General features: G+C 64.7%; 39 protein-coding genes and 1 pseudogene. 28 read left to right on the top strand and 12 right to left on the bottom strand.

Going from position 1 to position 23772, the window contains the following annotated elements; genetic code table 11:
- Nucleotides 1-2: 2 nt before the first annotated feature.
- The 11 genes from FYJ91_RS16215 to FYJ91_RS16260 form a co-directional block, all read right to left on the bottom strand.
- Entirely contained in the window at nucleotides 3-278 is a 276-nt protein-coding gene (locus FYJ91_RS16215) for a helix-turn-helix domain-containing protein (protein WP_149523275.1), read from the bottom strand.
- On the bottom strand, nucleotides 275-505 hold the full coding sequence (locus tag FYJ91_RS16220) for a hypothetical protein (protein ID WP_149523276.1): 231 nt from the start codon (nucleotides 503-505) through the stop codon (nucleotides 275-277). The genes FYJ91_RS16215 and FYJ91_RS16220 overlap by 4 nt, the downstream gene beginning before the upstream one ends.
- 138 nt (nucleotides 506-643) lie before the next feature.
- Nucleotides 644-838, bottom strand: a complete 195-nt coding sequence (locus FYJ91_RS16225) for a hypothetical protein (protein WP_149523277.1) — start codon at nucleotides 836-838, stop codon at nucleotides 644-646.
- Nucleotides 835-1428, bottom strand: a complete 594-nt coding sequence (locus FYJ91_RS16230; protein ID WP_149523278.1) for a DUF1643 domain-containing protein — start codon at nucleotides 1426-1428, stop codon at nucleotides 835-837. The genes FYJ91_RS16225 and FYJ91_RS16230 overlap by 4 nt, the downstream gene beginning before the upstream one ends.
- On the bottom strand, nucleotides 1425-2069 hold the full coding sequence (locus FYJ91_RS16235; RefSeq protein WP_149523279.1) for an HNH endonuclease: 645 nt from the start codon (nucleotides 2067-2069) through the stop codon (nucleotides 1425-1427). Before FYJ91_RS16235 ends, FYJ91_RS16230 begins: the two co-directional genes overlap by 4 nt.
- Nucleotides 2066-2308 carry a hypothetical protein gene (locus tag FYJ91_RS16240; RefSeq protein ID WP_149523280.1) on the bottom strand — a complete coding sequence of 81 codons (243 nt, stop codon included), beginning with the start codon at nucleotides 2306-2308 and terminating at the stop codon, nucleotides 2066-2068. The genes FYJ91_RS16235 and FYJ91_RS16240 overlap by 4 nt, the downstream gene beginning before the upstream one ends.
- Nucleotides 2305-2808 carry a hypothetical protein gene (locus FYJ91_RS16245; protein ID WP_149523281.1) on the bottom strand — a complete coding sequence of 168 codons (504 nt, stop codon included), beginning with the start codon at nucleotides 2806-2808 and terminating at the stop codon, nucleotides 2305-2307. Before FYJ91_RS16245 ends, FYJ91_RS16240 begins: the two co-directional genes overlap by 4 nt.
- Nucleotides 2805-2981, bottom strand: coding sequence for a hypothetical protein (locus FYJ91_RS20700; protein ID WP_181008538.1), 177 nt, complete (start codon nucleotides 2979-2981; stop codon nucleotides 2805-2807). The genes FYJ91_RS16245 and FYJ91_RS20700 overlap by 4 nt, the downstream gene beginning before the upstream one ends.
- Nucleotides 2978-3229, bottom strand: coding sequence for a hypothetical protein (locus FYJ91_RS16250; protein WP_149523282.1), 252 nt, complete (start codon nucleotides 3227-3229; stop codon nucleotides 2978-2980). Before FYJ91_RS16250 ends, FYJ91_RS20700 begins: the two co-directional genes overlap by 4 nt.
- Nucleotides 3226-3555 carry a hypothetical protein gene (locus FYJ91_RS16255; RefSeq protein WP_149523283.1) on the bottom strand — a complete coding sequence of 110 codons (330 nt, stop codon included), beginning with the start codon at nucleotides 3553-3555 and terminating at the stop codon, nucleotides 3226-3228. The genes FYJ91_RS16250 and FYJ91_RS16255 overlap by 4 nt, the downstream gene beginning before the upstream one ends.
- A gap of 351 nt (nucleotides 3556-3906) precedes the next feature.
- The gene (locus FYJ91_RS16260) at nucleotides 3907-4497 is read right to left on the bottom strand and encodes a LexA family protein (protein WP_181008539.1); all 591 of its coding nucleotides are present in this window, start codon (nucleotides 4495-4497) and stop codon (nucleotides 3907-3909) included.
- Between the two features lie 93 nt (nucleotides 4498-4590).
- Here FYJ91_RS16260 and FYJ91_RS16265 point away from each other — a divergent pair, with 93 nt between their 5' ends.
- The gene (locus FYJ91_RS16265) at nucleotides 4591-4842 is read left to right on the top strand and encodes a hypothetical protein (protein WP_149523285.1); all 252 of its coding nucleotides are present in this window, start codon (nucleotides 4591-4593) and stop codon (nucleotides 4840-4842) included.
- A gap of 21 nt (nucleotides 4843-4863) precedes the next feature.
- Here the strand turns inward: FYJ91_RS16265 and FYJ91_RS16270 are convergent, their stop codons facing one another.
- Nucleotides 4864-5142, bottom strand: a complete 279-nt coding sequence (locus FYJ91_RS16270; RefSeq protein WP_149523286.1) for a hypothetical protein — start codon at nucleotides 5140-5142, stop codon at nucleotides 4864-4866.
- An 89-nt stretch (nucleotides 5143-5231) separates the two neighbouring features.
- Here FYJ91_RS16270 and FYJ91_RS16275 point away from each other — a divergent pair, with 89 nt between their 5' ends.
- From FYJ91_RS16275 to FYJ91_RS16405, 27 genes and pseudogenes are all read left to right on the top strand, one after another.
- Nucleotides 5232-5636, top strand: coding sequence for a hypothetical protein (locus FYJ91_RS16275; RefSeq protein ID WP_149523287.1), 405 nt, complete (start codon nucleotides 5232-5234; stop codon nucleotides 5634-5636).
- Nucleotides 5633-6121, top strand: a complete 489-nt coding sequence (locus FYJ91_RS16280; RefSeq protein WP_149523288.1) for a phage regulatory CII family protein — start codon at nucleotides 5633-5635, stop codon at nucleotides 6119-6121. The genes FYJ91_RS16275 and FYJ91_RS16280 overlap by 4 nt, the downstream gene beginning before the upstream one ends.
- A 2-nt stretch (nucleotides 6122-6123) precedes the next feature.
- Nucleotides 6124-6651, top strand: coding sequence for a hypothetical protein (locus FYJ91_RS16285; RefSeq protein ID WP_149523289.1), 528 nt, complete (start codon nucleotides 6124-6126; stop codon nucleotides 6649-6651).
- Complete coding sequence (locus FYJ91_RS20820) at nucleotides 6648-7235, top strand: hypothetical protein (RefSeq protein ID WP_219822606.1); 588 nt, start codon at nucleotides 6648-6650, stop codon at nucleotides 7233-7235. The genes FYJ91_RS16285 and FYJ91_RS20820 overlap by 4 nt, the downstream gene beginning before the upstream one ends.
- A complete protein-coding gene (locus FYJ91_RS16295) occupies nucleotides 7232-7555 on the top strand; it encodes a hypothetical protein (RefSeq protein WP_149523290.1) in 324 nt (107 codons plus the stop codon). The genes FYJ91_RS20820 and FYJ91_RS16295 overlap by 4 nt, the downstream gene beginning before the upstream one ends.
- Nucleotides 7555-7782 (top strand): hypothetical protein, encoded by a 228-nt coding sequence (locus FYJ91_RS16300; protein WP_149523291.1) that lies wholly within the window; start codon nucleotides 7555-7557, stop codon nucleotides 7780-7782. Before FYJ91_RS16295 ends, FYJ91_RS16300 begins: the two co-directional genes overlap by 1 nt.
- On the top strand, nucleotides 7779-7979 hold the full coding sequence (locus FYJ91_RS16305; RefSeq protein ID WP_149523292.1) for a hypothetical protein: 201 nt from the start codon (nucleotides 7779-7781) through the stop codon (nucleotides 7977-7979). The genes FYJ91_RS16300 and FYJ91_RS16305 overlap by 4 nt, the downstream gene beginning before the upstream one ends.
- Nucleotides 7963-9077: pseudogene (gene dnaN, locus FYJ91_RS16310) on the top strand (DNA polymerase III subunit beta). Before FYJ91_RS16305 ends, dnaN begins: the two are co-directional and overlap by 17 nt.
- A 2-nt stretch (nucleotides 9078-9079) precedes the next feature.
- Entirely contained in the window at nucleotides 9080-9529 is a 450-nt protein-coding gene (locus tag FYJ91_RS16315; protein ID WP_149523293.1) for an ASCH domain-containing protein, read from the top strand.
- Between the two features lies 1 nt (nucleotide 9530).
- Nucleotides 9531-10013 (top strand): single-stranded DNA-binding protein, encoded by a 483-nt coding sequence (gene ssb / locus FYJ91_RS16320; protein WP_149523294.1) that lies wholly within the window; start codon nucleotides 9531-9533, stop codon nucleotides 10011-10013.
- A gap of 55 nt (nucleotides 10014-10068) precedes the next feature.
- On the top strand, nucleotides 10069-12864 hold the full coding sequence (locus FYJ91_RS16325; RefSeq protein ID WP_149523295.1) for a phage/plasmid primase, P4 family: 2796 nt from the start codon (nucleotides 10069-10071) through the stop codon (nucleotides 12862-12864).
- 162 nt (nucleotides 12865-13026) lie between these two features.
- Nucleotides 13027-13548, top strand: coding sequence for a hypothetical protein (locus FYJ91_RS16330; RefSeq protein ID WP_149523296.1), 522 nt, complete (start codon nucleotides 13027-13029; stop codon nucleotides 13546-13548).
- Between the two features lie 399 nt (nucleotides 13549-13947).
- A complete protein-coding gene (locus tag FYJ91_RS16335; protein WP_149523297.1) occupies nucleotides 13948-14319 on the top strand; it encodes a hypothetical protein in 372 nt (123 codons plus the stop codon).
- 147 nt (nucleotides 14320-14466) lie between these two features.
- A complete protein-coding gene (locus FYJ91_RS16340) occupies nucleotides 14467-15075 on the top strand; it encodes a phage terminase small subunit P27 family (protein WP_149523298.1) in 609 nt (202 codons plus the stop codon).
- Nucleotide 15076: 1 nt separating this feature from the next.
- Nucleotides 15077-16738: a terminase large subunit gene (locus FYJ91_RS16345; protein WP_181008540.1), complete on the top strand. Its 1662-nt coding sequence runs from the start codon at nucleotides 15077-15079 to the stop codon at nucleotides 16736-16738.
- Nucleotides 16735-18042 carry a phage portal protein gene (locus FYJ91_RS16350; RefSeq protein WP_149523300.1) on the top strand — a complete coding sequence of 436 codons (1308 nt, stop codon included), beginning with the start codon at nucleotides 16735-16737 and terminating at the stop codon, nucleotides 18040-18042. Before FYJ91_RS16345 ends, FYJ91_RS16350 begins: the two co-directional genes overlap by 4 nt.
- Complete coding sequence (locus tag FYJ91_RS16355) at nucleotides 18042-18740, top strand: HK97 family phage prohead protease (RefSeq protein ID WP_149523413.1); 699 nt, start codon at nucleotides 18042-18044, stop codon at nucleotides 18738-18740. The genes FYJ91_RS16350 and FYJ91_RS16355 overlap by 1 nt, the downstream gene beginning before the upstream one ends.
- A 9-nt stretch (nucleotides 18741-18749) precedes the next feature.
- Entirely contained in the window at nucleotides 18750-20042 is a 1293-nt protein-coding gene (locus tag FYJ91_RS16360) for a phage major capsid protein (protein ID WP_149523301.1), read from the top strand.
- Between the two features lie 90 nt (nucleotides 20043-20132).
- Complete coding sequence (locus FYJ91_RS16365) at nucleotides 20133-20423, top strand: hypothetical protein (RefSeq protein ID WP_149523302.1); 291 nt, start codon at nucleotides 20133-20135, stop codon at nucleotides 20421-20423.
- A complete protein-coding gene (locus FYJ91_RS16370) occupies nucleotides 20420-20842 on the top strand; it encodes a hypothetical protein (protein WP_149523303.1) in 423 nt (140 codons plus the stop codon). The genes FYJ91_RS16365 and FYJ91_RS16370 overlap by 4 nt, the downstream gene beginning before the upstream one ends.
- 16 nt (nucleotides 20843-20858) lie before the next feature.
- Nucleotides 20859-21458 (top strand): head-tail connector protein, encoded by a 600-nt coding sequence (locus tag FYJ91_RS16375; protein ID WP_149523304.1) that lies wholly within the window; start codon nucleotides 20859-20861, stop codon nucleotides 21456-21458.
- On the top strand, nucleotides 21458-21784 hold the full coding sequence (locus FYJ91_RS16380; protein ID WP_149523305.1) for a phage head closure protein: 327 nt from the start codon (nucleotides 21458-21460) through the stop codon (nucleotides 21782-21784). The genes FYJ91_RS16375 and FYJ91_RS16380 overlap by 1 nt, the downstream gene beginning before the upstream one ends.
- A complete protein-coding gene (locus FYJ91_RS16385) occupies nucleotides 21784-22266 on the top strand; it encodes a hypothetical protein (RefSeq protein ID WP_149523306.1) in 483 nt (160 codons plus the stop codon). The genes FYJ91_RS16380 and FYJ91_RS16385 overlap by 1 nt, the downstream gene beginning before the upstream one ends.
- Before the next feature lie 2 nt (nucleotides 22267-22268).
- Entirely contained in the window at nucleotides 22269-22679 is a 411-nt protein-coding gene (locus FYJ91_RS16390; protein WP_149523307.1) for a DUF3168 domain-containing protein, read from the top strand.
- A gap of 2 nt (nucleotides 22680-22681) precedes the next feature.
- Nucleotides 22682-23140 (top strand): phage tail tube protein, encoded by a 459-nt coding sequence (locus FYJ91_RS16395; RefSeq protein WP_149523308.1) that lies wholly within the window; start codon nucleotides 22682-22684, stop codon nucleotides 23138-23140.
- Nucleotides 23140-23475 carry a hypothetical protein gene (locus FYJ91_RS16400; RefSeq protein WP_149523309.1) on the top strand — a complete coding sequence of 112 codons (336 nt, stop codon included), beginning with the start codon at nucleotides 23140-23142 and terminating at the stop codon, nucleotides 23473-23475. The genes FYJ91_RS16395 and FYJ91_RS16400 overlap by 1 nt, the downstream gene beginning before the upstream one ends.
- Nucleotides 23476-23573: 98 nt before the next feature.
- On the top strand, nucleotides 23574-23771 hold the full coding sequence (locus FYJ91_RS16405; protein WP_149523310.1) for a hypothetical protein: 198 nt from the start codon (nucleotides 23574-23576) through the stop codon (nucleotides 23769-23771).
- Nucleotide 23772: the final 1 nt, after the last annotated feature.

Consider the following 23772-nt stretch of genomic DNA (forward strand, 5'->3'; position numbering starts at 1 on the left):
GATCAGGCGCGCGCCCGGTCGCGCTGCGAGAAGGGGATGATCACTCCGGGCTGATGGCGCACCGGGCGGCCCTTTGGGGGCTGGGCAGGCTGGCATGGCTCTTCCCTCCGCACGCGGCTCGCAAGATAGTCGGCGCAGTCCTCTGGCCGATACATGATCTTGCGCTCGCCGAGCGCGACATACCGAATCGCGCCCGCCTTGCGTAAGCGGCGCAGCACCTTCTCGCAAACGCGCAGCTGCTCGGCGGCCTCGGCCGAGGTGAGGAGCTGGCCCGTCATCGCGGCAAATCTGTCGTGCGCGACAGGCGACGGACGTAATCGTCCATCATCATGCGGCCGGCGGCGCGGTCCTCTTCAATCCATCGCGCAATCAGGCGCTGGGAGGACAGGCGCGCCTCTTTGCCGATCTCGGCATCGCGGGATCGGCCGTTGCGCGTGATGCGGTCGGCCATCGCCAGCGGCGCCAGTTGCCGCCCGCGAATGCGCAAGCGATCCTGAAAGGCCATCCGGTGCGCAGGGCAGCAAAAGAGCTGTCCCGGCTGGGAGCCTTTCAGGGGCGCAAGGCACTCCGCGCAGGCGGATGTAGTGCCGCGAGACGCCGCTTTCGCCACAGGGGCCGTTTCAGGCGGGGCGTGGTCCACGGCCTAGACTTCGCGAAAAGCCACGATGTCGAAGCCGGTGCGGTCGCGCACATTCCACTTCCATCCGAAGATGTCGGCGATTTCGGTCGCGGTGGCGCCATTCCTCATGCGAACCTCGACGATGGCGTCGCGGGACAGGCCTGCCGGAAACGGGCCGCAGCCGGGCCAGTTAGTCCAAGGGTTGTCTGCGGCGCTCATGCGGGCACCCGCCCGGCATATGGCGCTGGCCGCAGATCTCGCGGCAGATAGAGCGGGTGGGCTGGAAAGCCTTCCTTGGTCAGCCGTAGTGCATACGGCTCGCCGCCATACTGCTCAATCCAACCGAGCATCGTTTCGTCTTGGTCAATGTGCCCACCGTGGGCACCCCAAGCGCAGACGATAACCCCTGCCCGGTCGAGCGCGTTTCGTACATGACGCTGATTGTCGGGGCCGACCGGATCGGGGCCGCTGCCCGTCATGCGCAGCACGGCGCTCGGGTCGGTCGCGCGCCACGCGAAGAGGTTGACCACCTCCATGCGGTCGTATCCCCAAGCCTTGGCGAAGGCGACGCAGCGACGAATCGTTGGATCGTCCTGATCGCCATCGGCGGTGCTGGGGTTCAACATGACGAAGAGAACCGACTTCGGCTCGCCGAGCGGCGCGCCAGCGCCGTCCTTCGCGATCGAGCCGTCATCATCTTCGAGCCAGTCCCAATTCGCGTTGGTCCCGGTGCCGCGCCATTCGCGCCAAAGGTGATAGCGGTAGTTCCCGCACGTCGAGATGACGGCGCCCTGCGACACATATGTCATGCGGTTCCCTTCCGAGCGAGGCGGCTCGCATGGGCGAGCTTGGCCGTGGCAAGAATTGTCGGCTTCAATTCCGGCGAGGCTTCGTCAAACGCGAGCCGCGTCTTGTGGCGCCCCCCGTTTAGCCGAGGCAAAAGGGCGCGCGGGATCTCGGCCCAATTGTTCGGATCGGTGTTGGTCCGATCGCCGTCGAGGCACTTTAGCGCCTGCCCGGCGGGCAGGGGGCCATTCGCTTCTTCCCAACGGATCAGGTGAACGGCGCGCCAGCGCGATTGGAGTGGCAAGCCGTCGTGGATCTTGCGCTCGACGTAGCCTTCCTTGCTGAGGCGTTCGGTCCCGATCGGCTTGTAGAGCTTCACCGCGACGCCCCGACGTTCGCCGGGCTTGAACCGGGTGGCGGCGCTGTTGGGATGATAAGGCATCGTCTTGCCCTTGTTGGCGGGCACCTGTCCTTTGGCGAAATGACCGCTGCGACCAGTGCGCCAGCCCTTACGCTTTCGGAGCGCGTGCAGGTTTGCGGCCGACACGTCCTCGCGATCAAAGGCGACCGAAAAGCCGCGGTGATAATCGGCGATCGGCATCGAGCGGTTGGTTTCCAGCCAAGCAAGCTCGGCTGGGCTGTAGGGTATCGATCGCCCCTTCACGACGGTGACTTGTCCTGGAGCATCGTGAGATGCGGACGGAAACGGTCGCCGTGATTGGCGAGGATCGTAACTGCCTTCAACTGCAGATCCGCGTTGCGGATGATCTGGTCGGAGAGTGACACGATCGCATCGGCGCGCTGCGCCTCGGCTTCGATCTGCTCGGCCGTCATGCTTTCCTCGCCGAGCCGCTCCAGCTGGGCGAAGAGGTGATTGTTCAGATCGATAAGCTTGTTCTTCATGCGGCTTTCCTTTCGGCGGTGCCGTCGCGCTGCGCGGCGAAGGCGAGTTGGAGGTCGATCGTGTCGGCGCGCAGGGTGAGGGCGCGGCAGATCACGAAGTTGCGGCGATCGGCGAAGCGCGAGATCCACCAGTGCATGGCGAGCAGCGCTTCGTGTCGATCGGCGGCTAAGCGATCGTCGGGTGCTGCCTCGCGCTTGGCCTGGGCGCCCTTGATCGTGGTCGCCAGCTCGACGAGCAGATCGTCGCGGCCGATGTCATTGAACGCGTATAGCCAGCCCGCCTCGCCGAGGTCGGCCGCGCCCAGCCAGATCGCCTCGATCGCCTCCATCATGCGATAGCGTTGGGCGCGGACCTGTTCGGTCATCTTGCCGGCGTCGACCATCGCCGGCCACGCCCGCCGCCGCTCGTCGAGCATCCAGCGGGCGAACTCGGCGAACTCGGCGTGGAAGCCGTCGAGCGCATGGGCGGGCGCGTCCTGCGCGAAGGTGGGGGCGTTCATGCGTCGCCCAGCACGCGGCGGGCGTGGACGAAGTTTTCGTATCCGGCTTGTTTAGCGGCGACGTCGAGCGCGCGGGCGTGCTGAATGCCCTCCGCGCGCTTGATCGTCTTCGCCAAGCTCTTGATGCCGGGAATCGACATCGGCCTGCGATGCTTATAGTCGGCCGCCATCACGTCAGAGCCAGTTTGTGCTGACGCGCGGTCAGGATCGCGGCGCGCTGGGCGAGGTTGGAGGCGTGGCCGATCAGCTCGCCGAGATCCGCGCCCGTGACGCGGCTGTCGATCAGCTTGTCGACCATCGCTTTGGCCATCGTTGCGGCGCCGAGCTGGCCGACATGGCGGAACAGCGCTTCGCTGGTGCGCAAGCTGTCCAGCGCCTGACGGCGCCGGCAGGCCTCGATGGGCGGGTGTGCGGGGTTCATACCGCGCGCAGTGCGCGGATCAGCGCGCGGTCCCAGCAATCCTCAAGCTGCTCGCCCGATACATCGGTGCGATAGACCATCATCTTGCGCGTCTTGGTCTGCTTGGTCGCCATCGCGTCGCGGAAGCCGTCGACGTTGAAGCGAACCGTCTCGCCGCAGGCGCTGGCGAACTTGGTGAAGTCGGAGAACAGGGTGGTTTCGGGCGTCCAGCCATGGGCGCTGCGCGCCCCCTCGGTGCGACTGCGATACCATTCGTCGAAGAGGATCATCGGGTCGGTATTGGCAACGATCGGTGCGGGATCGTTGCGGAGAGATGGGCTGCGCATCGGTGCCTCCATTCGTGATTGAACGGCGCACTGTTGCGATAGTAGCAACCTACTCGTCAAGGAGTAAAATTGCTACTATCGCAACATATTGGATCGGCGTTGATTTTTGTTCTCTTCTTGTTCCATTTTGTGTGTGGCGACTCGGAGGCTTCGCATGAAAACGGCGGTGAGATGGTATCGGGCTATGCGTGGAAAATCGGCCTGTGGGCCGTGGAGAGGTGATCTCGGCGAAGCGAGGGGGGACGCTGCCGAGTTGGATCTCGGAGCCTATGACGAATGGGGTCAATGGTTCGACAGCGTGCCTGGATGGATACAGGCGGCCTATGCGATCGAGGATGTCGAGGATGCGGCTTAGCGCATCACTTTTGGAGGGCGTCCGGCATACCATTCCACGCGTCCGACAATTTGGAAGTCGCCCTCGTGGATCATGATGTCTTTATGCTTTGGGTTGGTCGAGCAGGGCACAAGGCGCGCCGGGTCAGCCTGAAACTGTTTGAACGTCGTCTCGCCTTCCGCGTTGAGAACGACGTAGTAGCGATCGGGATATAAGGCCCGATCGCTGGGGACGAAGACGACAATCCCCCCGTCGCCAATGACCTTATCCATCGAATCGCCGACAACCCGTAGTGCGACGGCGTCGCTGGGCATATCCTCCTCTGGCATGGGGATCGTCCCAAGAGGTTCTTGGATTGCCTCGCGCCAATTCCCGGCGGCTACGCTTCCGATCACCGGTATGCGCCGCGTGTCCATGGCTCCTGGCACGGACGCACGCTGATCTTCGCCGAGAAGGCGACGAATGATGTCCATCTCAGGTGCGGTAAAGCGGCGAGTTCCGTGCATCGCCTTGCTGACTTGGTCAGGCGTTAAGCCCAGCTCGTTCGCGAGCCGCACCTGCTTAATCCCTTGAGCCTTCATGGCTTGTTTGATGCCGTCGATGTCCATTGGCCCATGTTGCGGATGGCTGCGACTATCGCAATTTCTACTATGGCAACTTTTTGCTTGCAGTGATGTTGCCATTATCGCAATAACACCGACATGGACGTTACCGACTTATCCGCCGCGATGCAGCTCTCAGCCGAACAGGCGGGTGTGTTCTTAGATGGCCTCGGTGGGACCGTGGCCGTGTCTCGGCTGGCGTTCACCCCGGTGACGACCGTCCATGGTTGGCGCCGCGTCGGCATGTCCGAAGCGCGATTTGACCACGTTCGGTTGGCTGCAACCGCGCGCGGAAAGGGTGAGGAACTGGCGGCTGCGATGGCCGCCCTCGCCGATGGCGAGGCGGTATAGATGGGCGAGCCTCGCAATCCGTCAGCCGCGCTCCATTTTGGCGACAAGGTGTTCTGCATAGGCCCTACGAGCCTTAGCATCGACCCGACGGTTCCTCTCCCGACACCATTGCACCATGTCGGCAACATTCGGATTGGCTTTGACGACTTTAACGCCCTTACGCTCCATGCCGTAGATGACCGGGGTGACCGCGACGATGAACGCCTCAAAAGTGGGGTGGACCTCGTCGTCGCACGCATCCCGGAAGGCCGGATACTCTTCCTCGGATGGCCAGAGGATGGCCTGAACGACCAATGGCATGGTCTTCTCCTTTCAGTCGGTGATGGCACAGCGACTGTAGCCGACGCCGGGGGCGGGGCAACCGCTCCCGGCGGAGGGGCCGACCAGCCATGACCTTTCCGGGGGGCTTCGACATGGGGGCGAACTTCGAGCTGAGCGTGGCCATGGCCGCGTGCGCGGTCGGCAGCATCGGCGCGGCGTTGTTCTGGCTGATGATGCTGGTCGACGGGCTGCTGTTCGAAGTTCGTCGCCAGTGGGGCGTTGGCGGCATGTGGGAGCGCGAAACCCGCGCCCACGCCGACGATCACGCTGCCGACAATGATCTGTCCCCTGTGCATGCCGGCTGGAATGCGGCCGAAACGATTGACCGCACCAGTGGGGAAATCACGGAATTCGCCACTGGAACCCGGATTACCGTCATGTGCGGGCAGCTGCCATGCGCCGTCCCGACCTCAGACCAACATCTCTGGCGGCGGATCGCGACCGTTCCCTACGGCCGAGGCGGTGACGCATGATCGACGCGCTCGAACCTCGCAAACAGCGGCTCAAGAACGCTGTCGACGATCTCGTCGGCGCGGTTGGTGGTGCCGAGAAGGCGCCGCACTACACCCGTCTCAAGCGTCCGCAATCGTTCGGCGAATATGCGTCGATCGACCATCCCGATCGCTGGGCGCCGCTCGATGTCATCGCGGACCTTGAGCGCAACACCCGCCATCTGCCGGGCGCGCCGCACGTCACCCGCGTGATGTGTGCCGAGGCGGGCGGCGCCTTCGTCAAGCTGCCCGACGGCGGGACGCCGGGCAGCTGCTTTCATCGCACGCTCGCCGAACTGACGATCGAATATGGGGAAGTGGCAGCGCACCTGATCGCCGCGCTCGGCGATGGCAAGCTGTGCGCGGATGACGTGAAGCAGCGCCGTCTGATCCCCGAAGTGGACGATGCCCTGGCGAAACTGGCGCAGCTGCGAATGCAGCTTGAGGCCGTCGAGCAGGGAGGCTGATCATGGCGGGGGGCTATGCCATCACCAATCGCGGGCAGGATGCGCTGATCGCGTGGCTGATCGCCGAACCGACGATGCGCGGTGTCGAGCTGAGTATGCGCTACGGCCATGGCGTCCGCGAGCTGATCCTCGGCAACGATCTGCCCGGCACGGTCGAGGCGCTGATTATCGAAAGCGTGACGCGCGGTGCCGTCCCCGTCGCGCTGTGGGAAATTCCGATCGAGGATGACGGTTGCCCCTTGTCATCCTCGCAGGGCGGCGGTGCGCCACCCCCAATGCCGGCATCCGACCCCGCCGGCACCATTAGCGCGCCGTCGCCCGCCCTTGCTCCATTGCCGGCCTATCTCGGCGAACGGGCGATCGGGCCGATAGTGGCCGTCGATCGGATCGGCGCGGTCGACCGGGTCGTGGCGGGCGGCTGGGCGCTGCGCTTTTCGGGTGTCGCGCTCGCGCTCGACGATGCGACGGCGGATGCCGCGTGCGTGGCGCTTGCCGCGAAGCTGGGCCGCTCGTTGGGAGCGCGGTTGTGATGGCCGCGCACGCGCTGCCGCCGGCACTGGTCGCGGCGAACGATGCGTTGGAGCCGTGCGTCTATGGCGGCGGGATCGACGCGGCGGCGATGCCGGCCGGCGCGGTCGACGCGTGGGTGCGCAATGCGCAGCCGGGGGCAAAGACGATCTATGCGCGCGGGCATCTGCCGCGCTGGGCGAAGGGGCCGGCGATCGTGCGCGACTATGCCGCGATCCGGCTCGTCGCGCTGACGCAGACGCGCGGGGCGGACGGTATCTGCGAATATTGGGTCGAGCGGACATCGGCCGCCTTCGCCGAACTGCCGGGTCCGCCACCGCCGCCCCGGCCGCGTCGCGGCGATGACGAGGCGCAGCTGCTCGAACTGCTCGGCGAGATCGCGGAAGCTGGTCAGCCGTGCCCCAGCAATTTCGACCTCGCGCACGCGCTCGATATCTCCGGGCCGGATCGAGTGAAGTATCTGCTGCACTGCCTGCAACAGGCCAGCCACATCACGCGGGCGGCCAGCGATTGGGCGCCGGGCCGGATCGTCACGATCGTGGCGACGGGCAAGGCGACAACGGTCGCCGAAGGGGTGCGGCGGTGACGATCGTCGCCATCTCCTGCGCGTGCTGCCCGGCCGAGGGCGAGGCGATCGAGCTGGTGAACCCACGCGAGGATCAGCTGCTCTACGGCTATCTACCGCTCGGCTGGCGGCTGGCGGAGGGCGATCGTTTGATCTGCCCGGCCTGTTCGGTGCGGTTCGTCCACCTCTTCGAAGGCGTCAAGCCGGCGGTGCTGGCGCGGCTGGATCGGCACGGCCCGTCCGCACTGGGCGAGATCGCGGCGATCGTCGGCGTGCCGATCGAGCATGCCCGCCGCTGGTGCGCCGAATGGGAACGGCAACAGGAAAGGACCGCGGCATAATGGCCGTGAAGAATAGCGATGCGCCCCGGCGCGCGCGGATCGAGGAATTGCGCGCCCAGCGCTGGCGTAGCGAGGCCGAACAGGCCGAACTGAAACGGCTGATGATGGTGCAGCACACCTTTGAGTGGCGGCGCGGTGAACGCATCCGCCGCCTGCGGCTCGAGCTGGCTGAGCTGGAACAGCAGGCGGCAGCCGCGATGTCGCCGACCTTGAGGCTGGTCGCATGAAGCCGTGCCCGATCATTGAGGCGTGCGCCGCCTATCTCGAAACGCAGGCCGATGCCCGCAAGAGCGGGGCGGGCCTCGACGTGCCCTCGGCCGAAACCGACTTCGCTGCAATCCGGCTGCGCGCCGTCGCGGCCGATCTGCGCGCGGGGCTGCACCTGCCCGACAACCAAGGGGGACAAAATGAAACTCACGATTGAGCGCGCCGCGATGCTCGCGGCGCTGGGGCGGGTGATGACCGTCGTCGAGGCGCGCAACACGATCCCGGTTCTGGCGAACGTGCTGCTCGAAGCGGGCAAGGACGTGCTGTCGATCACCGGCAGCGACCTCGACATCGAGATCATCGAGACGGCGAATGCCGATATCGCGACCAAGGGATCGATCACGGCGGCGCGCGGATGCTGCACGATGTCGTGCGCAAGATGCCCGACAAGTCCGCGATCACGCTCAAGGTCGAGCCGGGCGCGCGCAAGATGATCATCACGGCGGGGCGGGCGCGCTTCACCCTGCCGACTTTGCCTGCCGACGATTTCCCGACGCTGACGCTGGGCGAGCTGCCGACCAAGTTCGCGCTGTCGGTACCGATGCTCAAGATGGCGATCGACAGCACGCGCTTCGCGATCTCGACCGAAGAGACGCGCTATTATCTGAACGGGCTGTTCTGGCACGTCGACTCCGACTCCTGTCAGCTTAAGATCGCGGCGACCGACGGGCATCGGCTGGCGCGGGTCGCCGTGGATCTCCCCGAAGGCGCCGAGACGCTGATCGACATGATCGTGCCGCGCAAGGCGATCGGCGCGGTGCGCAAGATGCTCGACGAGGGCGGCGAACTGGTCGAGATCGGGGCATCGGCGACGAAGGTGCAATTCCACCTGGGCACGTCGGTGCTGACGGCGAAGCTGATCGACGGCACCTTCCCCGATTATACGCGCGTCATTCCGACCGGGAATGACAAGCTGCTGCTGATCGATCCGAAGGTGCTGGCCGAAGCGGCGGATCGCGTCGCGACGATCGCGAGCGACAAGACGAAGACGGTGAAGATGTCGCTCGAACGCGACAAGATCACGCTGACCGTCGCCAGCCCCGAAAACGGGATGGCCGTCGAGGAAGTGCCGGCCGACTATGCGTCGGCCGCGTTCGATATCGGCTTCAACTCGCGCTACCTGCGCGACGCCCTCGCCCAGATCGACGGCGATCTCGTCCAGATCCATCTGGCCGACGCGGCGGCGCCAGCCTTGCTCCTTGCTGACGGGGCAGACGGCGAAGCGCTCTACGTCGTCATGCCGATGCGGGTATGACGATGAGCGGACTCACCGATCCAGTGGCCCTAGCCGCGCTAGCAGCTCGTATCGAACGCGGCCAGGTTCCGGCGCTGTCGATCAAGCAGCCATATCCGCATCACATCTTTCACGATGGCAAAGATGTCGAGAACCGCGACTGGTTCATGAAGGTGCGGGGCTGGGCGATGGTCCATGCTGGCAAGTCGACCGACGAACTCGCCGATAGCCAGCTGCACCTTCCGCGCGGTGGCGTCGTGGGAATGATGCGAATCGACCACTGCGTCGAAACGGGGCGCACGGACTTCGAGAGCCCGTGGTTTTTCGGTCGCTACGGCTTCGTGATTGGAGCCTCCTTTCCGCTGCCGCTGATCCCATGCCGGGGCATGCTGGGCTTCTTTGATGTGCCGGTCGATGTGCGCGCCGCCGTTGCGCGATCGGTTGCCGAATACTTGATGAACAAGGAACGATAAAATGAGCGGCAGCGTCAACAAGGTGATCATCGTCGGCAATCTCGGCCGCGATCCCGAAGTCTCATCCTTCCAGAACGGGGGCAAGATCGCGAAGCTGCGGGTCGCCACGTCGGAGCAATGGAAGGATCGGGCGAGCGGCGAAAAGCGGGATCGCACCGAATGGCATCAGGTGGCGATCACCAGCGAGGCTCTGGTCGGCGTCGCGGAGAAGTATCTGCGCAAGGGCAGCAAGGTCTATCTCGAAGGCCAGCTGCAGACGCGCAAGTGGACCGACAAGGACAATATCGAGCGCTACACCACCGAGATCGTCGTCGGCGGCTTCAAGGGCGTGATGGTGCTGCTCGATCGGGCCGAGCGCGATCCGGGCGGATCGGCGGGCGATTATGATCGCGGCGGATGGCAGTCGGGATCGGGCGGCGGGGCGGCGGCCGGCGGGGCTGGCGCAGCACCGGAATCCGATCTCGACGACGACGTGCCCTTCTGATCGCCGCGCCTGACGCCCCCGTCCCCGCCGCTCCCCTTCGTATCGAGATCTTCGCATGGCCACCGCCACCCTCCCATCGCCGCTCGGTGTAGCGGCGCTCCAATATGCGCGCCGTGGCTGGCGGGTGTTTCCGTGCCGCGAGCGGGACGACAGCTATCAGAACAGCGCGGGCAAGCGCGTGCTGCTCAAGGCCAAGGCACCCTATGTCCGCCACGGTGTCGACGAAGCCACAGCCGACGAAGAGCAGATCAAGGCATGGTGGAAGCGCTGGCCCGAAGCGATGATCGGCTTGGCGCTCGGCGACGCGCAGGATGATCGCGGCAACCTGTTCGTCCTCGACTTCGATCCGCGCCACGATGTGGAAACGGGCGAGGAGTGGACGCTCGAAAGCCTGAAAGGCGAGCTGGAAGCGTTGACCGATTGTCAGCTGCCGACCAGCCTTGCCGTGCGCACGCCGTCGACCGGCGTCCATGTCTATCTGACCCAGCCCGAGGGGAGCGGCGAGCAGCTGCGCAACCGGGCGGGCACGAAGAAGAACAACCTGCCGCAGCATGTCGATGTGCGCGCGAAGGGCGGTTATGTGATCGTCCCGCCGTCCTATTGCTATGGCGGTGTCGAGAGCGGTGCGGCCGAGGGGCAATATCGCTGGCTGCGGGGCAAGGCGGATGCCGCAGTCGTCGCCGCGCCCGACGCCGTGATCGCGCTATGCCAGACGAAGGGGAAGGCGGCCGGCGGCGAGCCTGCGCCGCGCCGCGAGGAAACCGTCACCCCCATTCGGCCGCTGCCGGCGTCGATCGACGCGGAGATGGCGGCCGAGTTGCGCAAATATGCCATGCGCGGCCTAGACCTCGAGTGCCAGGACATCCGGGCGGCCAAGTCAGGTGCGCGCAATGCGGAGCTGAACAACAGCGCGTTGAAGATCGCGTCGCTGGTCGCGGCCGGCGTCCTCGATGCCACCATCGCGCGATCGTCGATCGAGGCGGCTGCGCGCGACAATCCCGGCCGCGACGACGATGCGCAGCTGCTCGCCACGATCGAGAGCGGCTGGTCCGCTGGCATCGAACGACCTCGCGATCTCGAAGAGATCGCGTCCGCTATCCGTGCCCGTCTTTCGCGCCCGCGCTCCCGCCCGGCCTCTTCCCAACAGCCGCGACCCTCCCAAGCCGCCGCTTCCTCCCCCGCCCCCTCCAATGACGACAATGGCGCGCCATCCTCCCATTCGGGATGGTCGGGCGATCAAGAGGCCGAGGCGGGGGGCGGGGGCGACGACGCCGAGGATCAGGCGGCGGCCGATGACGAATGTGCGCGCTATCCGCTGACCGATCTGGGCAATGCCGAGCGCTTCCGGCGGCGATTCGGGCGCGACTTCCTCTACGTCCCCGAATGGGGCTGGCTGGCGTGGGACGGGAAGCGCTGGAACCGCGATCAGGCCAACGGCCTCGTCGCGCGCGCGGTCTATGACACGGTGCGCGCGATCGGGCGCGAGGCGAAGCTGGTCGAGGAGAGCGGCGACAAGGATTGGCCGGACGCGAAGCCGGGTGCGCGCGACTTCGTGGTGAAGGCGACGAAAACGTCCGTCACCATGTATAGCGACACGATCCGCGCGTGGGGCCGGACATCGGAAAGCGCCGGGCATCTCGCCTGCATCGCGAGGCTGGCCGAACCTTATCTGACCGCGCGGCCGGCCGATTTCGATGCCGACCCGATGATGATCAACCTGCTCAACTGGACGTTGGAGTTCGGGACGCCGCCCGGCACGAACGAACCGGCCTTCCGGCTGCTGCCGTTCAACCGCGAGCATCGGATTACGAAGCTGGCGGCGGTCGAGTGGGATCCGGATGCGAAATGCCCGATCTACGATCGCTTCCTTGGCGAGGTGCAGCCCGATCCCGAAATGCGCGGCTTCCTCCACGCGTGGGGCGGCTACAACCTGACCGGCAGCATATCGGCGCAAAAATTCGTCCTCAACTATGGCGAGGGCGCCAACGGCAAATCGACGTGGGTCGATACGGTCGCGTGGATGATCGGCGATTATTCGCGATCGTGCGGGATCGAGACGTTCGTCGACCAGGGGCGGCAACGGAAGGGCGGCGATGCGACGCCGGATCTCGCGGCGCTTACGGGGCGGCGCATGGTGCGCACGGCCGAGCCGGAAAAGGGCGCGAAGTTCTCCGACGGGCTGATCAAGGCGCTGACCGGCGGCGAGCCGATGAATGTCCGCGAGCTGAACATGCCGTTCTACGAGATGATCGTCACCTTCAAGGTGACATGCTCGGCCAACATCAAGCCGCAGATCGGCACCGATCACGGCATCAAGCGGCGCGTTCGCCTGGTGCCATGGGACGTCATCATTCCCGACGAGCGGCAGGATGATCAGCTGACGGCGAAGCTCAAGGCCGAAGGTAGCGGCATCCTCAATCACCTGATCCAAGGATGTCTCGCGTGGATGCGCGACGGCCTGCCCGAGCCTGAGGCGATCAAGGAAGCGACGCGCGACTATCAGGAGGAGAACGACCCGCTGGGCCGCTTCCTCGGCCTGTGCGTGGCGCCGGGCAAGCCGGAGGAGCGCGTCCAGTCGTCGCTTCTCTACGACATCTTCCGCGCGTGGGCGAAGTGGGCGGGCGAGGAGAACGCCTCTGGCAAGCCGTGGTCGCAGAAGTGGTTCACGAACCAGATGAAGCTCAAGGGCCACAAGACGATCCAATCGAACACGATCCAATGGATCGGGATCGTCGCCCTCAAGGCCGTTCGCGACTTCGTGGATGCCGAGGGCAACGTGATCGTCGAGCAGGCGACATCCTCGCATTCCCCATCATCATCGGCCGCGCTGGACCCCGATGATCCCTATTGATCCTCCCGTTCCTCCCTGATTGGGAGCTTCCTCCGGGAGCGACAAGGGCCCATTCCATAAGGGTTTGGGAGGATCGTCGCGCCTTGGGAGGATTATGTCGGCCCGGCTTCATGATGCGCGGGCGGGCGGGCGCGCACGATAAGACCTACAGGATATCCTCCCATGCCTCCCAAAACAGATAATCCCTATATCTCTTCTATACTTACCACTCCCATCGATCCTCGCGATCAACGCGAGGGTGGGAGCATCGTCACTTTCGACGATGTGCAGCGTCGACTGGTCGACGCGATGGACGTGTTGCGGCGTCTGCCCGACCGCGAGGCGGGCTGGCTGCGGACTTCCACGATGTCGCTGTGGCGGCAGGTGCAGGCGGATTGGACGGAGACGGCGGCGGCGGATCGGCCGCTCGTCACCTGCGCGCTGACGCGGAACGAGGTTGGCCTTGCCGACGAAGCGCTCGGTTGGGTCGCGGCCTATGTGCCGACGGGCGTGACGCGGCAGATCGTCGGGCTGGCGCTGATGCAGCTCGCGCGGACCGGATCGGATCGCGTCGAGTGGTCGCCGATCTGGGAGCGGATGGGCGGGCATGACGGCGGATGGACCACCGACGGGCTGCGCATGCGCTATGGCCGGGCGCTCAACGGCATCTGCAAGAAAGTTAATCGCGGCAAATCAGGCGGATAGATCGTCAACCCCGAAAATCGCAGGAACATGAAATTATGTGTGTTCGTTTGCGGGGCAAATCGGGGGTATCAGATGCGACACTTGGCGAGCGTCTGGCTTCGTCGCTCCCAAGTAGCCTTTCAGGCATCCTCTCTCGAACCTCACCGCGCCCGCATCGGTCCCGATCGATGCGGGCGCGGTGCGTTTTGGGCGAGCCGGATACCGCAGGGGGAGACGGCGCCAGCCCGAGGGCTGGGCCACGGCAGGCGGGCGGGTCGGCATCGGGTCGACCCGCCCCGGACCCCCACCCTTTGGGTCCTTCCGGGGCATCTGCCCAATGCGGGGGGCAAAGGCGCGCGGTGCGTCAGTGGGTCGGTTCGCTCCGCCCTTTTTGTTTTCTTTCGGGTTCGGATTGTCGCAATGCCCACCATGCCGCGAGTGTTTCGCCCCGGTGGGGAGAAGTCGGCACGCGAAGTACGACAGCGGCATGATCAGGATCGCGGATCGGCACGCGAGCGCGGCTATGACAGCCGATGGTCGAAGGCTGCGGCCAGCGACCGTCGCGACAATCCGCTCTGCGCATATTGCGAGTTGGAGGGTCGGATCACGGCGGCGACGCTGACCGATCACCTCTATCCGCATCGGCTGTTCGCCGGTGTTTTCTGGCTGAAGCATTGGTGGGTGTCGTCATGCGGCCCGTGTCACAGCGGGTTCAAGCAGGCGCTCGAACGGCGCGGCAAGGCCGCGATCGACGCCCTCGCCGATCGCCTCGGTCGACCGCGCCACCCCTGACCGCGCGGCGAGGCGCGAGGGGGAGGGGCGGGTCGAAAGTCTGGGGTCGATCGCTCGGAGACCGGTGGTCAGTCATTTGCGTTTGGGCGCGAAATTCCGAGAATTTTTTTGTTGGTAGAACGCGGCGACAGCCGCCGGGAGCTTGGCATGACGCGTGGTCGACGGCCTCAGCCGGAAGCGGTGAGGGAGGCGAAAGGAAACACCAGTCGCCGCCCGCGCCTCGCGCCGGTCGCGACCGTCGAGCCGACGTCGAGCGGCTCGCGCCTGCCGGGCTGGCTCGACACGCAAAAGCGCATCCGCAAGGTCGCGGCCGAGCGCGCGTCGAAGCTGACTGGCGAGATCTGGGCATTCCTGCAGCCCGAGCTGAGCCGCATGAACCTGGTGAAGGCGACCGACGAGGTCACGCTGGGCCGGTTCTGCCGCTATATGGCTGAGTGGATCGAGTACACGCACGTCCTCGACCAGGAAGGCACGTTCTACATCACCAGTTCGCCGCACGTCGGTGAGCTGCGCCGTCCACATCCCGCCTTCAAACAGCGCAAGGATATCGAGCAGCACCTCAAGGATCTTGGCGACGTGCTGGGCCTCTCGCCCGCCGCTCGTCAGCGCCTGATGCTGCAGCTCGCCAACAGCAACGGCCTGCAACCGAATCATCCGGGTGCGCCGGCCAACTCGGAAGGGGGTGATCAGCTGCAGATGCCGAGCGTCCAGAAATCGCCCGTGGGCTTGCTGGGCGGAACGCGGCTCCTGAATTGACGTGGCGGAGGTTAACGCCGCCGACGTTCGATGGTCGGAATGTGGGAACTACTGGTACGACGAGGCTGCGGCCGAGGCGGCCGTCGCCTTCTTCCCCGACTATTGCCGCCTGACCGACGCTGAGTGGGCGGGCCGGCCCTTCGTGCTGGCGACGTGGCAGGCGGAAGACATCATCCGTCCCGCCTTCGGATGGAAGCGCAAGGATGGCACCCGCCGCTACCGCCGCGTCGTCGTGTGGGTGCCGCGCAAGAACGGCAAGACCGAGCTGGCGGCCGGCGTCTCGTTGCTCGGCCTGATCGGCGACGGCGAGATGGGTGGCCAAGGCTACTCGATCGCGACCGACAAGAATCAGGCGTCGATCGTCTTCGACAAGGCGACCACGATGGTCGGTCTATCGGAGCCGCTGAAGGATCATCTGACCTGCTTCAAGCCGTCGATCTACTGTCCGCAGTTGAACGCCAGCTTCAAACCGCTCAGCGGCCGGCCGAAGGGCAAGCACGGGCTTAGCCCGTCGATCGTCGTCGGCGACGAGGTGCATGAGTGGGAAAACGACGACCTATACACCTTCGTCCACCAGGGCACCGGCGCACGGCGCCAGCCTCTGGAATTCCTGATCTCCACCGCAGGCAAGAAGTCCGGCTACGGTTGGGAGCTGTGGAATGAATGCCAAGCTATTCTGGCCGGCGAGAGCGAGGACCGCGAGACGCTCGTCATCGTGTACGCCGCCGAGCCGGATGACGATTGGAGCGATGAAGCGACGTGGCGGAAGGCGAACCCCAACCTGGGGATATCGCCCAAGCTCGATTACATCCGCGCCGAATATGCGAAGGCCAAAGAAAGCCCTCGGCTCGAAAACAAGTTCAAGAATTTCCACCTCAATCTGTGGAGCGAGCAGGCGGTTCGCTGGCTCCCGATCGACACGTGGGACGAATGCGGCCTTGCCGATCCGTGGGCCGAAACCGTGCAGCGGGACGGTCAGCGCCGGATCGTCAACGATCGCTGGAAAGAGCTCGAGCAGGATCTGATCGGTCGCCGATGCTTCGGCGGTCTCGATATGTCATCGACCACCGATCTCACGGCGTGGGTGCTGGTGTTTCCGCCGCTCGATGAAGGTTGCCGTTGGATTTGGCTGCCGCGTATCTTCGTACCGGAAGATCGGATCGCCGAGCGGGTGAAGCGAGACAAGGTCGCATACGATCTGTGGAAGCTGAGCGGGGCTTTGATCACGACGCCCGGCAACGTCACCGATTACGCCGCCGTGAAGGCGCACGTCTTTCGCGACGCTGAGAATTTCAACCTCGCGGCAGCGGCGATCGATCGGTGGAATTCGACGCAGTTGACGGTCGAGCTGGCTGACGAAGGTCTCAACGTGATGACGTTCGGACAGGGTTATTCGTCGATGTCCGCTCCGTCGAAAGAATTGGAGCGGCAGGTGCTTGGGCGCGTGATCGATCACGGTGGTCATCCCCTGCTGCGGTGGTGCGCCGGCAACGTCGCGATCGAGCAGGACGCTGCCGAAAATATCAAGCCGACCAAGTCGAAGTCGACCGAACGGATCGATCCGATCGTCGCCGGCATCATGGGAATGGGAATTGCTATGGCGGCCAAAGACGAAGGCGGGATGGATGATTACCTGTCCGCTCTGCGAGAGCGCGCGTCATGACGTTTGGTCAGAAGGCCGCAGCGGTGGTTCGGCGCGCGCTCTCCCTCATGAGCCCAGACGGTTGGAAGGGCGTTTTCACCGGCACCAGCACGTCCGGGAAGACGGTCGGGCCTTCGGATGCGATGACGCTTTCGACGGTATGGGCTTGCACGCGCCTCGTTGCCGGGACGATCTCATCGCTGCCGCTCATGGTATATCGCGATGGTCCGAACGACACGAGGAAGGTCGCGAAGGATCACCCGCTCTATGCTATCCTTCACAACAGTCCGAACGCCGATCAATCGGCACTCGATTTCTGGCAGTTCATCTGTGTCGCCTTGGAGCTGTGGGGCAACGCCTTTGCCCGCATAGAGCGCGGCGCGGGAAACAAGGTCGTCGCGCTGACCCCAATTCGCGCGGATCTAGTGCAGGCGCGCCGGATGTCGGACGGCTCGATCTGTTACCGTTATCCTGAGGGAGGCCGGGCTGTCGAAATCGGCCAGGATGAAATGTTTCATGTGCGCGGGTTCGGCGGTGCGCCGCTCGGTGGCCTTTCGACCCTCGCCTTTGGCCGGCATTCATTCGGCCTGGCGCTGGCGACCGATGAGGCCGCCGCGCATGTCTATAAGAACGGGCTCCGCCCTAGCGGAGTCCTGACGACCAAAGACAATTTGACGCTCAAGAAAGAGCAGCGCGAAGACCTTTACAAATATGTCGTCGAGCCTTTCGCGGGTGAAAACAGTGGCAGGCCGCTGATATTGGAGGCTGGGCTTAGTTGGTCGGCGATAACGATCAGTCCCGTCGATGGCCAGATGATCGAGAGCCGGCAGTTCTCGGTCGAAGATTGCTGCCGCTGGTTCGGTGTCCCGCCGCACATGATTGGTCACACGGCGAATTCGACCAGCTGGGGGACGGGACTAGAGCAGCAAACGCTGGGCTTCCTGATCTTCACACTGCGCGAGCGGCTGAAGCGGATCGAGCAGGCCGTGATGAAGCAACTGCTGACTCCCGCCGAACGATTGACCGTCACGGTCGAGTTCAACTTCGAAGGCCTCCTGCGCGCCGACAGCGCTGCCCGATCGGCCTTCTACACGGCGATGGTCCAGAACGGGATCATGACCCGGAACGAGGTACGCCGCCTTGAAAACCTGCCGCCGATCGACGGCGGCGATGTCCTGACGATTCAGTCGAACATGATCCCGGCCGACAAGCTGGGCGAGATCACCAGCACCGGGGGCGAAGCGGCCCGGCGCTCGATCATGGATTGGCTTTTCCCTGAGGGGCTGCCCTCAAAAATGGCGCCTCTAGAGAAGGAAGACGCGTGATGCTGATGCACTTCAAGCATGGCCAGCTGAAGGTTCGCGACTTCAGCCTGTCGATCAAAGCGGACTCGATCAACGAGGACGGCACGTTCGAGGGCTACGGGTCGGTCTTCGGCGGCGATCCCGACAGTTACGGGGAGGTCGTGGCCAAGGGTGCCTTCCTCGAAAGCCTCAAGGAACTGGCAGCCAAGAATCGTATCGTCCCTATCCTTTGGCAGCACCGGTCGGCCGAGCCGATCGGTGTGTATGAGCTGATCGAGGAAGACGATCACGGTTTGAAGGTTCGCGGTCGCCTGCTGATCGCCGACGTTGCGCAGGCGCGCGAAGCCTATGCGCTGCTCAAGGCGGGGGCCGTCACCGGTTTGTCGATCGGATATTGGGTCCGGCAGGCCAGCTACGACGAGAAAACCGGCATCCGTACGCTGATCAAACTTGATCTCGTCGAGGTCAGCTTGGTCACCTTCCCCGCCAAGGATGACGCCCGCGTCGAGGCGGTAAAGTTCAAATTGGAGCGTGGGCAGCTGCCGACGCTCCCTGAGTTCGAGAAGGCACTGCGCGAGGCTTTCCCCTTCTCGAAATCCCAGGCCACGGCGATCGCCAGCCACGGCTTGGCCCATCTGCTCCGGAGCGAGTCCGAGGGCGCCGGCGACCTGAAATCCATCTCCGACACTCTCGCAGGTTTCGACCTGCCCAAGCTCTAAGGAACGAACATGAAGCATCCGAACATCATGGCAGCTTCGTCGCTGGCCGCCCTCGCGATGGGCGCTGTCGTGTCGCCCGAATATGCTCCGCCCGAATTTGGCCGCAAGGACGGCGGCGAAGAACCCGATATCAAGCAGCTGTCGCGCGACCTGAAGGCCGCGACCGACAAGGTCAAGGAGTTCGCCGAGGACGCCAAGGGGCGGTTCGAAAAGGGCGAAAAGCTCTCGACCGATGCCAAGGAAAAGGCGGACGAAGCGCTCGTCAAGTTCAACGAGCTCTCGGCAACCATGACCGAGATCGAGCAGAAGCTCGCTCGTCGCGGCGGTAGCGAGGGCAATGACCGTAAGTCGGTCGGCGCCCAGTTCATCGATGACGCGGCGGTGAAGGCGTTTATGGATCGCGCTCCGTCCAAGGGTTCGGTCAGCTTCGCTACCAAGGCCATCATCACCTCGCTCACCACCGATGCAAATGGCTCGGCGGGCGACCTGATCATTCCTGACCGTGTGTCCGGCATCGTCGCTCCGCCCGAACGCCGGATGACCGTGCGCGATCTCATCACGCCGGGTCGTACCGGGTCGAACAGCATTCAGTTCGTGCAGGAAACGGGCTTCACCAACAGCGCGGCCCCGACGGCCGAAACCGCGCAAAAGCCGCAGTCGGAACTGAAGTTCGACCTGAAGACGCTGCCCGTTGCGACGATCGCCCACTGGGTTCAGGCGTCGAAGCAGATCCTGTCCGACGCGCCGATGCTGCAGTCCTATGTCGACGGGCGCCTTCGTTACGGTTTGGCGTATGCCGAGGAACTGCAGTTGCTCAAGGGCGACGGCAGCGGCGCAAACCTGCTCGGCATGATCCCGCAGGCAACCGGCTATTCTGCTCCTGGTGGCCTCGTTGCCGACAACATGCTCGATCAGCTTCGCTATGCGATGCTGCAGGCGGTTCTTGCTGAATATCCGGCAACCGGCCACATTCTGCACCCGATCGACTGGGCACGGATCGAGACGATGAAGGACGGCGAAGGCCGGTACATCATCGGCAATCCCACGAACGGCGCGACGCCGACGTTGTGGCGCCTGCCTGTTGTCGAGACCCCGGCGATGACGGTCGACAAGTTCCTGACCGGCGCGTTCAAGCTGGCCTGCCAGCTGTTCGATCGTGAGGACGCGAACGTCGAGATCAGCACCGAGGATCGTGACAACTTCATCAAGAACCTCGTGACGATCCGTGGCGAGGAACGGGCAGCCCTGGCGGTCTACCGTCCCGAAGCGCTGATCTACGGCGACTTCGGCTTCGTCGCCTAACCGGTCGACAACCATCGAAGGAAGGGGGTGGCTTCGGCCGCCCTCTTTTTCAGACCGCCGCATCCCGACGGCCTGGAAGGAGATGTTCCAATGAAGATCAAGGTTCTCCGCGATTACAGCGGACAGGAAGGCACCGACGTCGATCGCAACGTCCCCGCCGGATCGATCCACATCGTCACCCGCGAGCGCGCAGCTCATCTGGAGGCAGTCCGCCTCGCGGAGATCATCGGCAAAGACGAGCACCCCGATGACCTCCCCGCCCCATCGGCCGCGAAATCTAAGGATCGCGAGACGAGGATCGCGCCGATCGCAAGCAAGGCAGCGCGAAAGCCCCGCAACAAGGCCGCTCCGGCGCCGGAAAATAAGGAAGCTGGCCAGTGATCCGGCGGAAGAACCAGCACACGCTCATTGCCGATCCGGGCGACGTCGTTGACATCTGCGGCCAGTGTGCGGGCGCATCGATCGTCGTCGGCGCTGAGGTCGCCAATGTGCGCGCGATTACAATCCAGTTGAAGGACGCGCAGGGCAATGATCTCGCCCACCGAGCCACCGTCCAGATCGCCGTGCTTGCCGACGCCAACGGTGACGCCTTCGTCGCGGTCGGCGGCACGACCGGCATCGCGATCGGCGCCGATGGCGCGTTACTCCCGATCGTCGCGAAGAAGCTGTTTCTCGCGATCTCGGAAGCCGACGGCGATATCGATCTGACGTGGACCGACACCGGCACCGACGTCGCCTATCTTGCCGTCATCCTGCCGAATGGTCGCATGATCATCTCGGCCGCCCTGACCAACACCTGATCCGAAGGGACCGCAGATGCGCGCTCGTGTCGTGACGCCACCGCAGCCCGTGGTGACGTGGGAGGAGGCGCGCGCGCATCTGCGCCTCGACGGTGATGATGAACAGCTATTGGTCGAGGCGATGATTGCCGCAGCGACCGGGCACATTGACGGACCAGAAGGCTGGCTGGGCCGCGCGATCGGTGTGCAGACGATCGAGGCGCGCTTCGACTGCTTTGAAGGGTGTGGCAATTCGCTCCGCCTTCCTTTCCCGCCTCTCATCGACCTCGTAAGCGTCAAATATCTCGATGGTGCATGCGGCGAGCAAACCGCAGATCTCGAAGACTTTGAGCTGTTCGGCGACCGAATAATGCCCGTCACTGACGTTTGGGCATGGGTGGGCTGCGCCGTGCGCCCGGACGCAATTCGCATCCGGTATCGCGCAGGCTACGTTGTCGATGCCGAATCCGATCCGCTGGTGGCCAAGCTGCCCGCGTCGATCCGCGCGGCGATCCTGCTGATGACCGGTGACCTCTATGCCAATCGCGAAACGGTCATGATCGGCGCAAGCGCGTCGGCTGTGCCCATGTCGACGACGGTCGAAAGTTTGCTCGCGCCCTATCGTGTGTTCAGCTGATGCGGGCGGGCGCGCTCGATAGGCGGATCGTCATCCAGCGGGCGGCGCTAGCGCCGGATGCCGCCGGCGATCCGATGCCATCATGGGCCGATCTGGTGACCGTATGGGCGTCAGCACGGCCGGCGCCCGGTGTCGAGCGGCTGCAAAGTGCAGAGATCGCGGCGACGGCGCCGATGGTGTTTCGTATCCGCTGGTCGTCGGCGGTCTCGGACGTGAGCCCGGCCGATCGCATTGCGTATGGCGGTCGCGATTGGAATATCGTTTCGGTTGTCGAGATCGGCCGCAGAGAAGGGCTTGAGATCGCTGCGACGGCGAGAGCGGACTGATGCCGCGCGAGATCGTCAAGCTAGAAGGCTTCCGCGAGCTGGAAGTCGCGCTGAAGGAACTGCCGAAGGCGGCGGGTAAATCTGTGCTGCGTCGGATCGCTCGGCGCGCGCTTCAGCTGTTCATCGAGGCGGTCCGCCGGCTCGCCCCGGTCGGCGGCTCCGCTGACGAGGGTCGGACGCCCGGCGTTCTTCGCGAGAGCTATGTGATCGGGTCTCGGCTTACCCGCCGCCAGCGTCGCGATGCCAAGCGCGAGGGGAAGTCATCGATCGAGCTTTATGCCGGCACCTCCGATCCAGCGGGCGTGCAGCAGGAGTTCGGGAACGTGAATCACCGCGCCCAGCCACATGCGCGGCCTGCGTGGGATCAGACGAAGCAGGACATGCTCGACCTCGTCGGCACTGACCTGGGCGCCGAGATCGAGAAGACGCGAACGCGGCTCGCGAAGAAGGTGGCGCGGATCGCTGCCAAGAACGGAGGCTGATCATGTCGGTGACTGCAGCCCTTCGCGATCGGGCGAACGATCATGAGCCGCTCGCCACGATCCTCGCCGGCCGGGCGTGGCGCGACGAGGCAAGGATGCAGCGCCCTGCCAAGCCCTACCTGATCATCACGCTGGCCTCCGATCCGCGCGAATATACGCATGACGGCGAAGTAAGCCTGCGCGGCACGCTCATCCAGTTCGATGTCTATTCGGCCTCGCGCGGCGATGCCGATGCGATCGGCCCCATGATCGAAGAGATTGCCACGACGCCCGCGATTGTGGGCGCCGTGGCAATCCAGCGTGGCTTCGTCGAGTTCGCCGGCGACAGCAAAGAACGCGCAGACGGCGAGATTATCTACCGCACCCGGCGCGACATTCGAGTGTGGTGGCAACCCCAGCCCGAGGAGGCTTGAACATGTCGACTGCTAAACTTGGCTTCGGTTCGGCCTTTTACATGGGCGCGACCGGAGTGGCGACCGAAGTCACCAAGATTGCCGAGGTCACCAGCGTGTCCCCGCCCAACGAGCAACGCGCGGATGTGGAGGTTACCCACTATGAGAGCCCGGGGCAGACGCGCGAATATATCGCCGGCCTGATCGATCCGGGTGAGATCACGGTTTCGATCAACTGGGTCCCGGGCAGCCCGACCGATGATCTGCTCGTCACGGCGAAGAACGATGGTGCCGTGCGCCAGATGAAAATTAAGGTACCCGGCGCAGCGGCCACGCCCGAGCAGTTCAAGTTTCCGGGCATCGTTAAAGGCTTCGAACGGACGGTGCCGATCGACGGCCAGATGACCGCCAACGTGACGATCCGCATTGCGGGCGCGGTCACGCAGGCGGCGTATGCCGATGCGGACGAGGCTGACGCCTGATGGCCGCACCCAACGGCGCCGTGCCATTCGAGGCGGGCGGGAAGGCGCGGCAGCTTCGCTTCTCCACCAATGCGCTTTGCCTCCTGGAAGAGCGCCTTGAGGTCACCACGCTCGCGGTGGCGACCGAGCTGGAATTCGGTGTCAGCATGCGCACACTTCGCGGCCTGTTCTGGGCCGGGTGTGGCGAGGCCGACATGACGCTCGCGAGTGCGGGCGACATGATCGACGAGCTGGGCGCCGCAAAGGCGGTCGCCCTTGCCAAGGACGCCTATTCGGCGGCTTTCCCGATCGCGGAGGCGGGGGCCCCGAAGAAAGGGCGTGGCGCCCGCCCTTAGAAGGCGGCGACTGGCTAGATCTGCTTCGGGAGTGGTGCGCCGTAGGCCATCCTCCCGAGCAGTTCTGGATCCAGACGCCGCGAACCTATCACAGCGTCATGACCGGCAGCGTCGATCGCGAGAAGCGCGAGCTGCGCAAGCTGGCATGGCTTGCATCGACCACCGGCGCGCTGTCGCAGGTCGAACCGAAAAACCATCCCTCGATCGACAAGATGACGGGCTCGAAGCCTGCCGCGTCCGCTGAGGACGTAGGCATGGTGATGCGCGCGTGGGTATCGGCAACAAAGGACTGGTGAC

It is taken from the genome of Sphingomonas montanisoli (assembly GCF_008274695.1).
GTDB lineage: Bacteria > Pseudomonadota > Alphaproteobacteria > Sphingomonadales > Sphingomonadaceae > Rhizorhabdus > Rhizorhabdus montanisoli.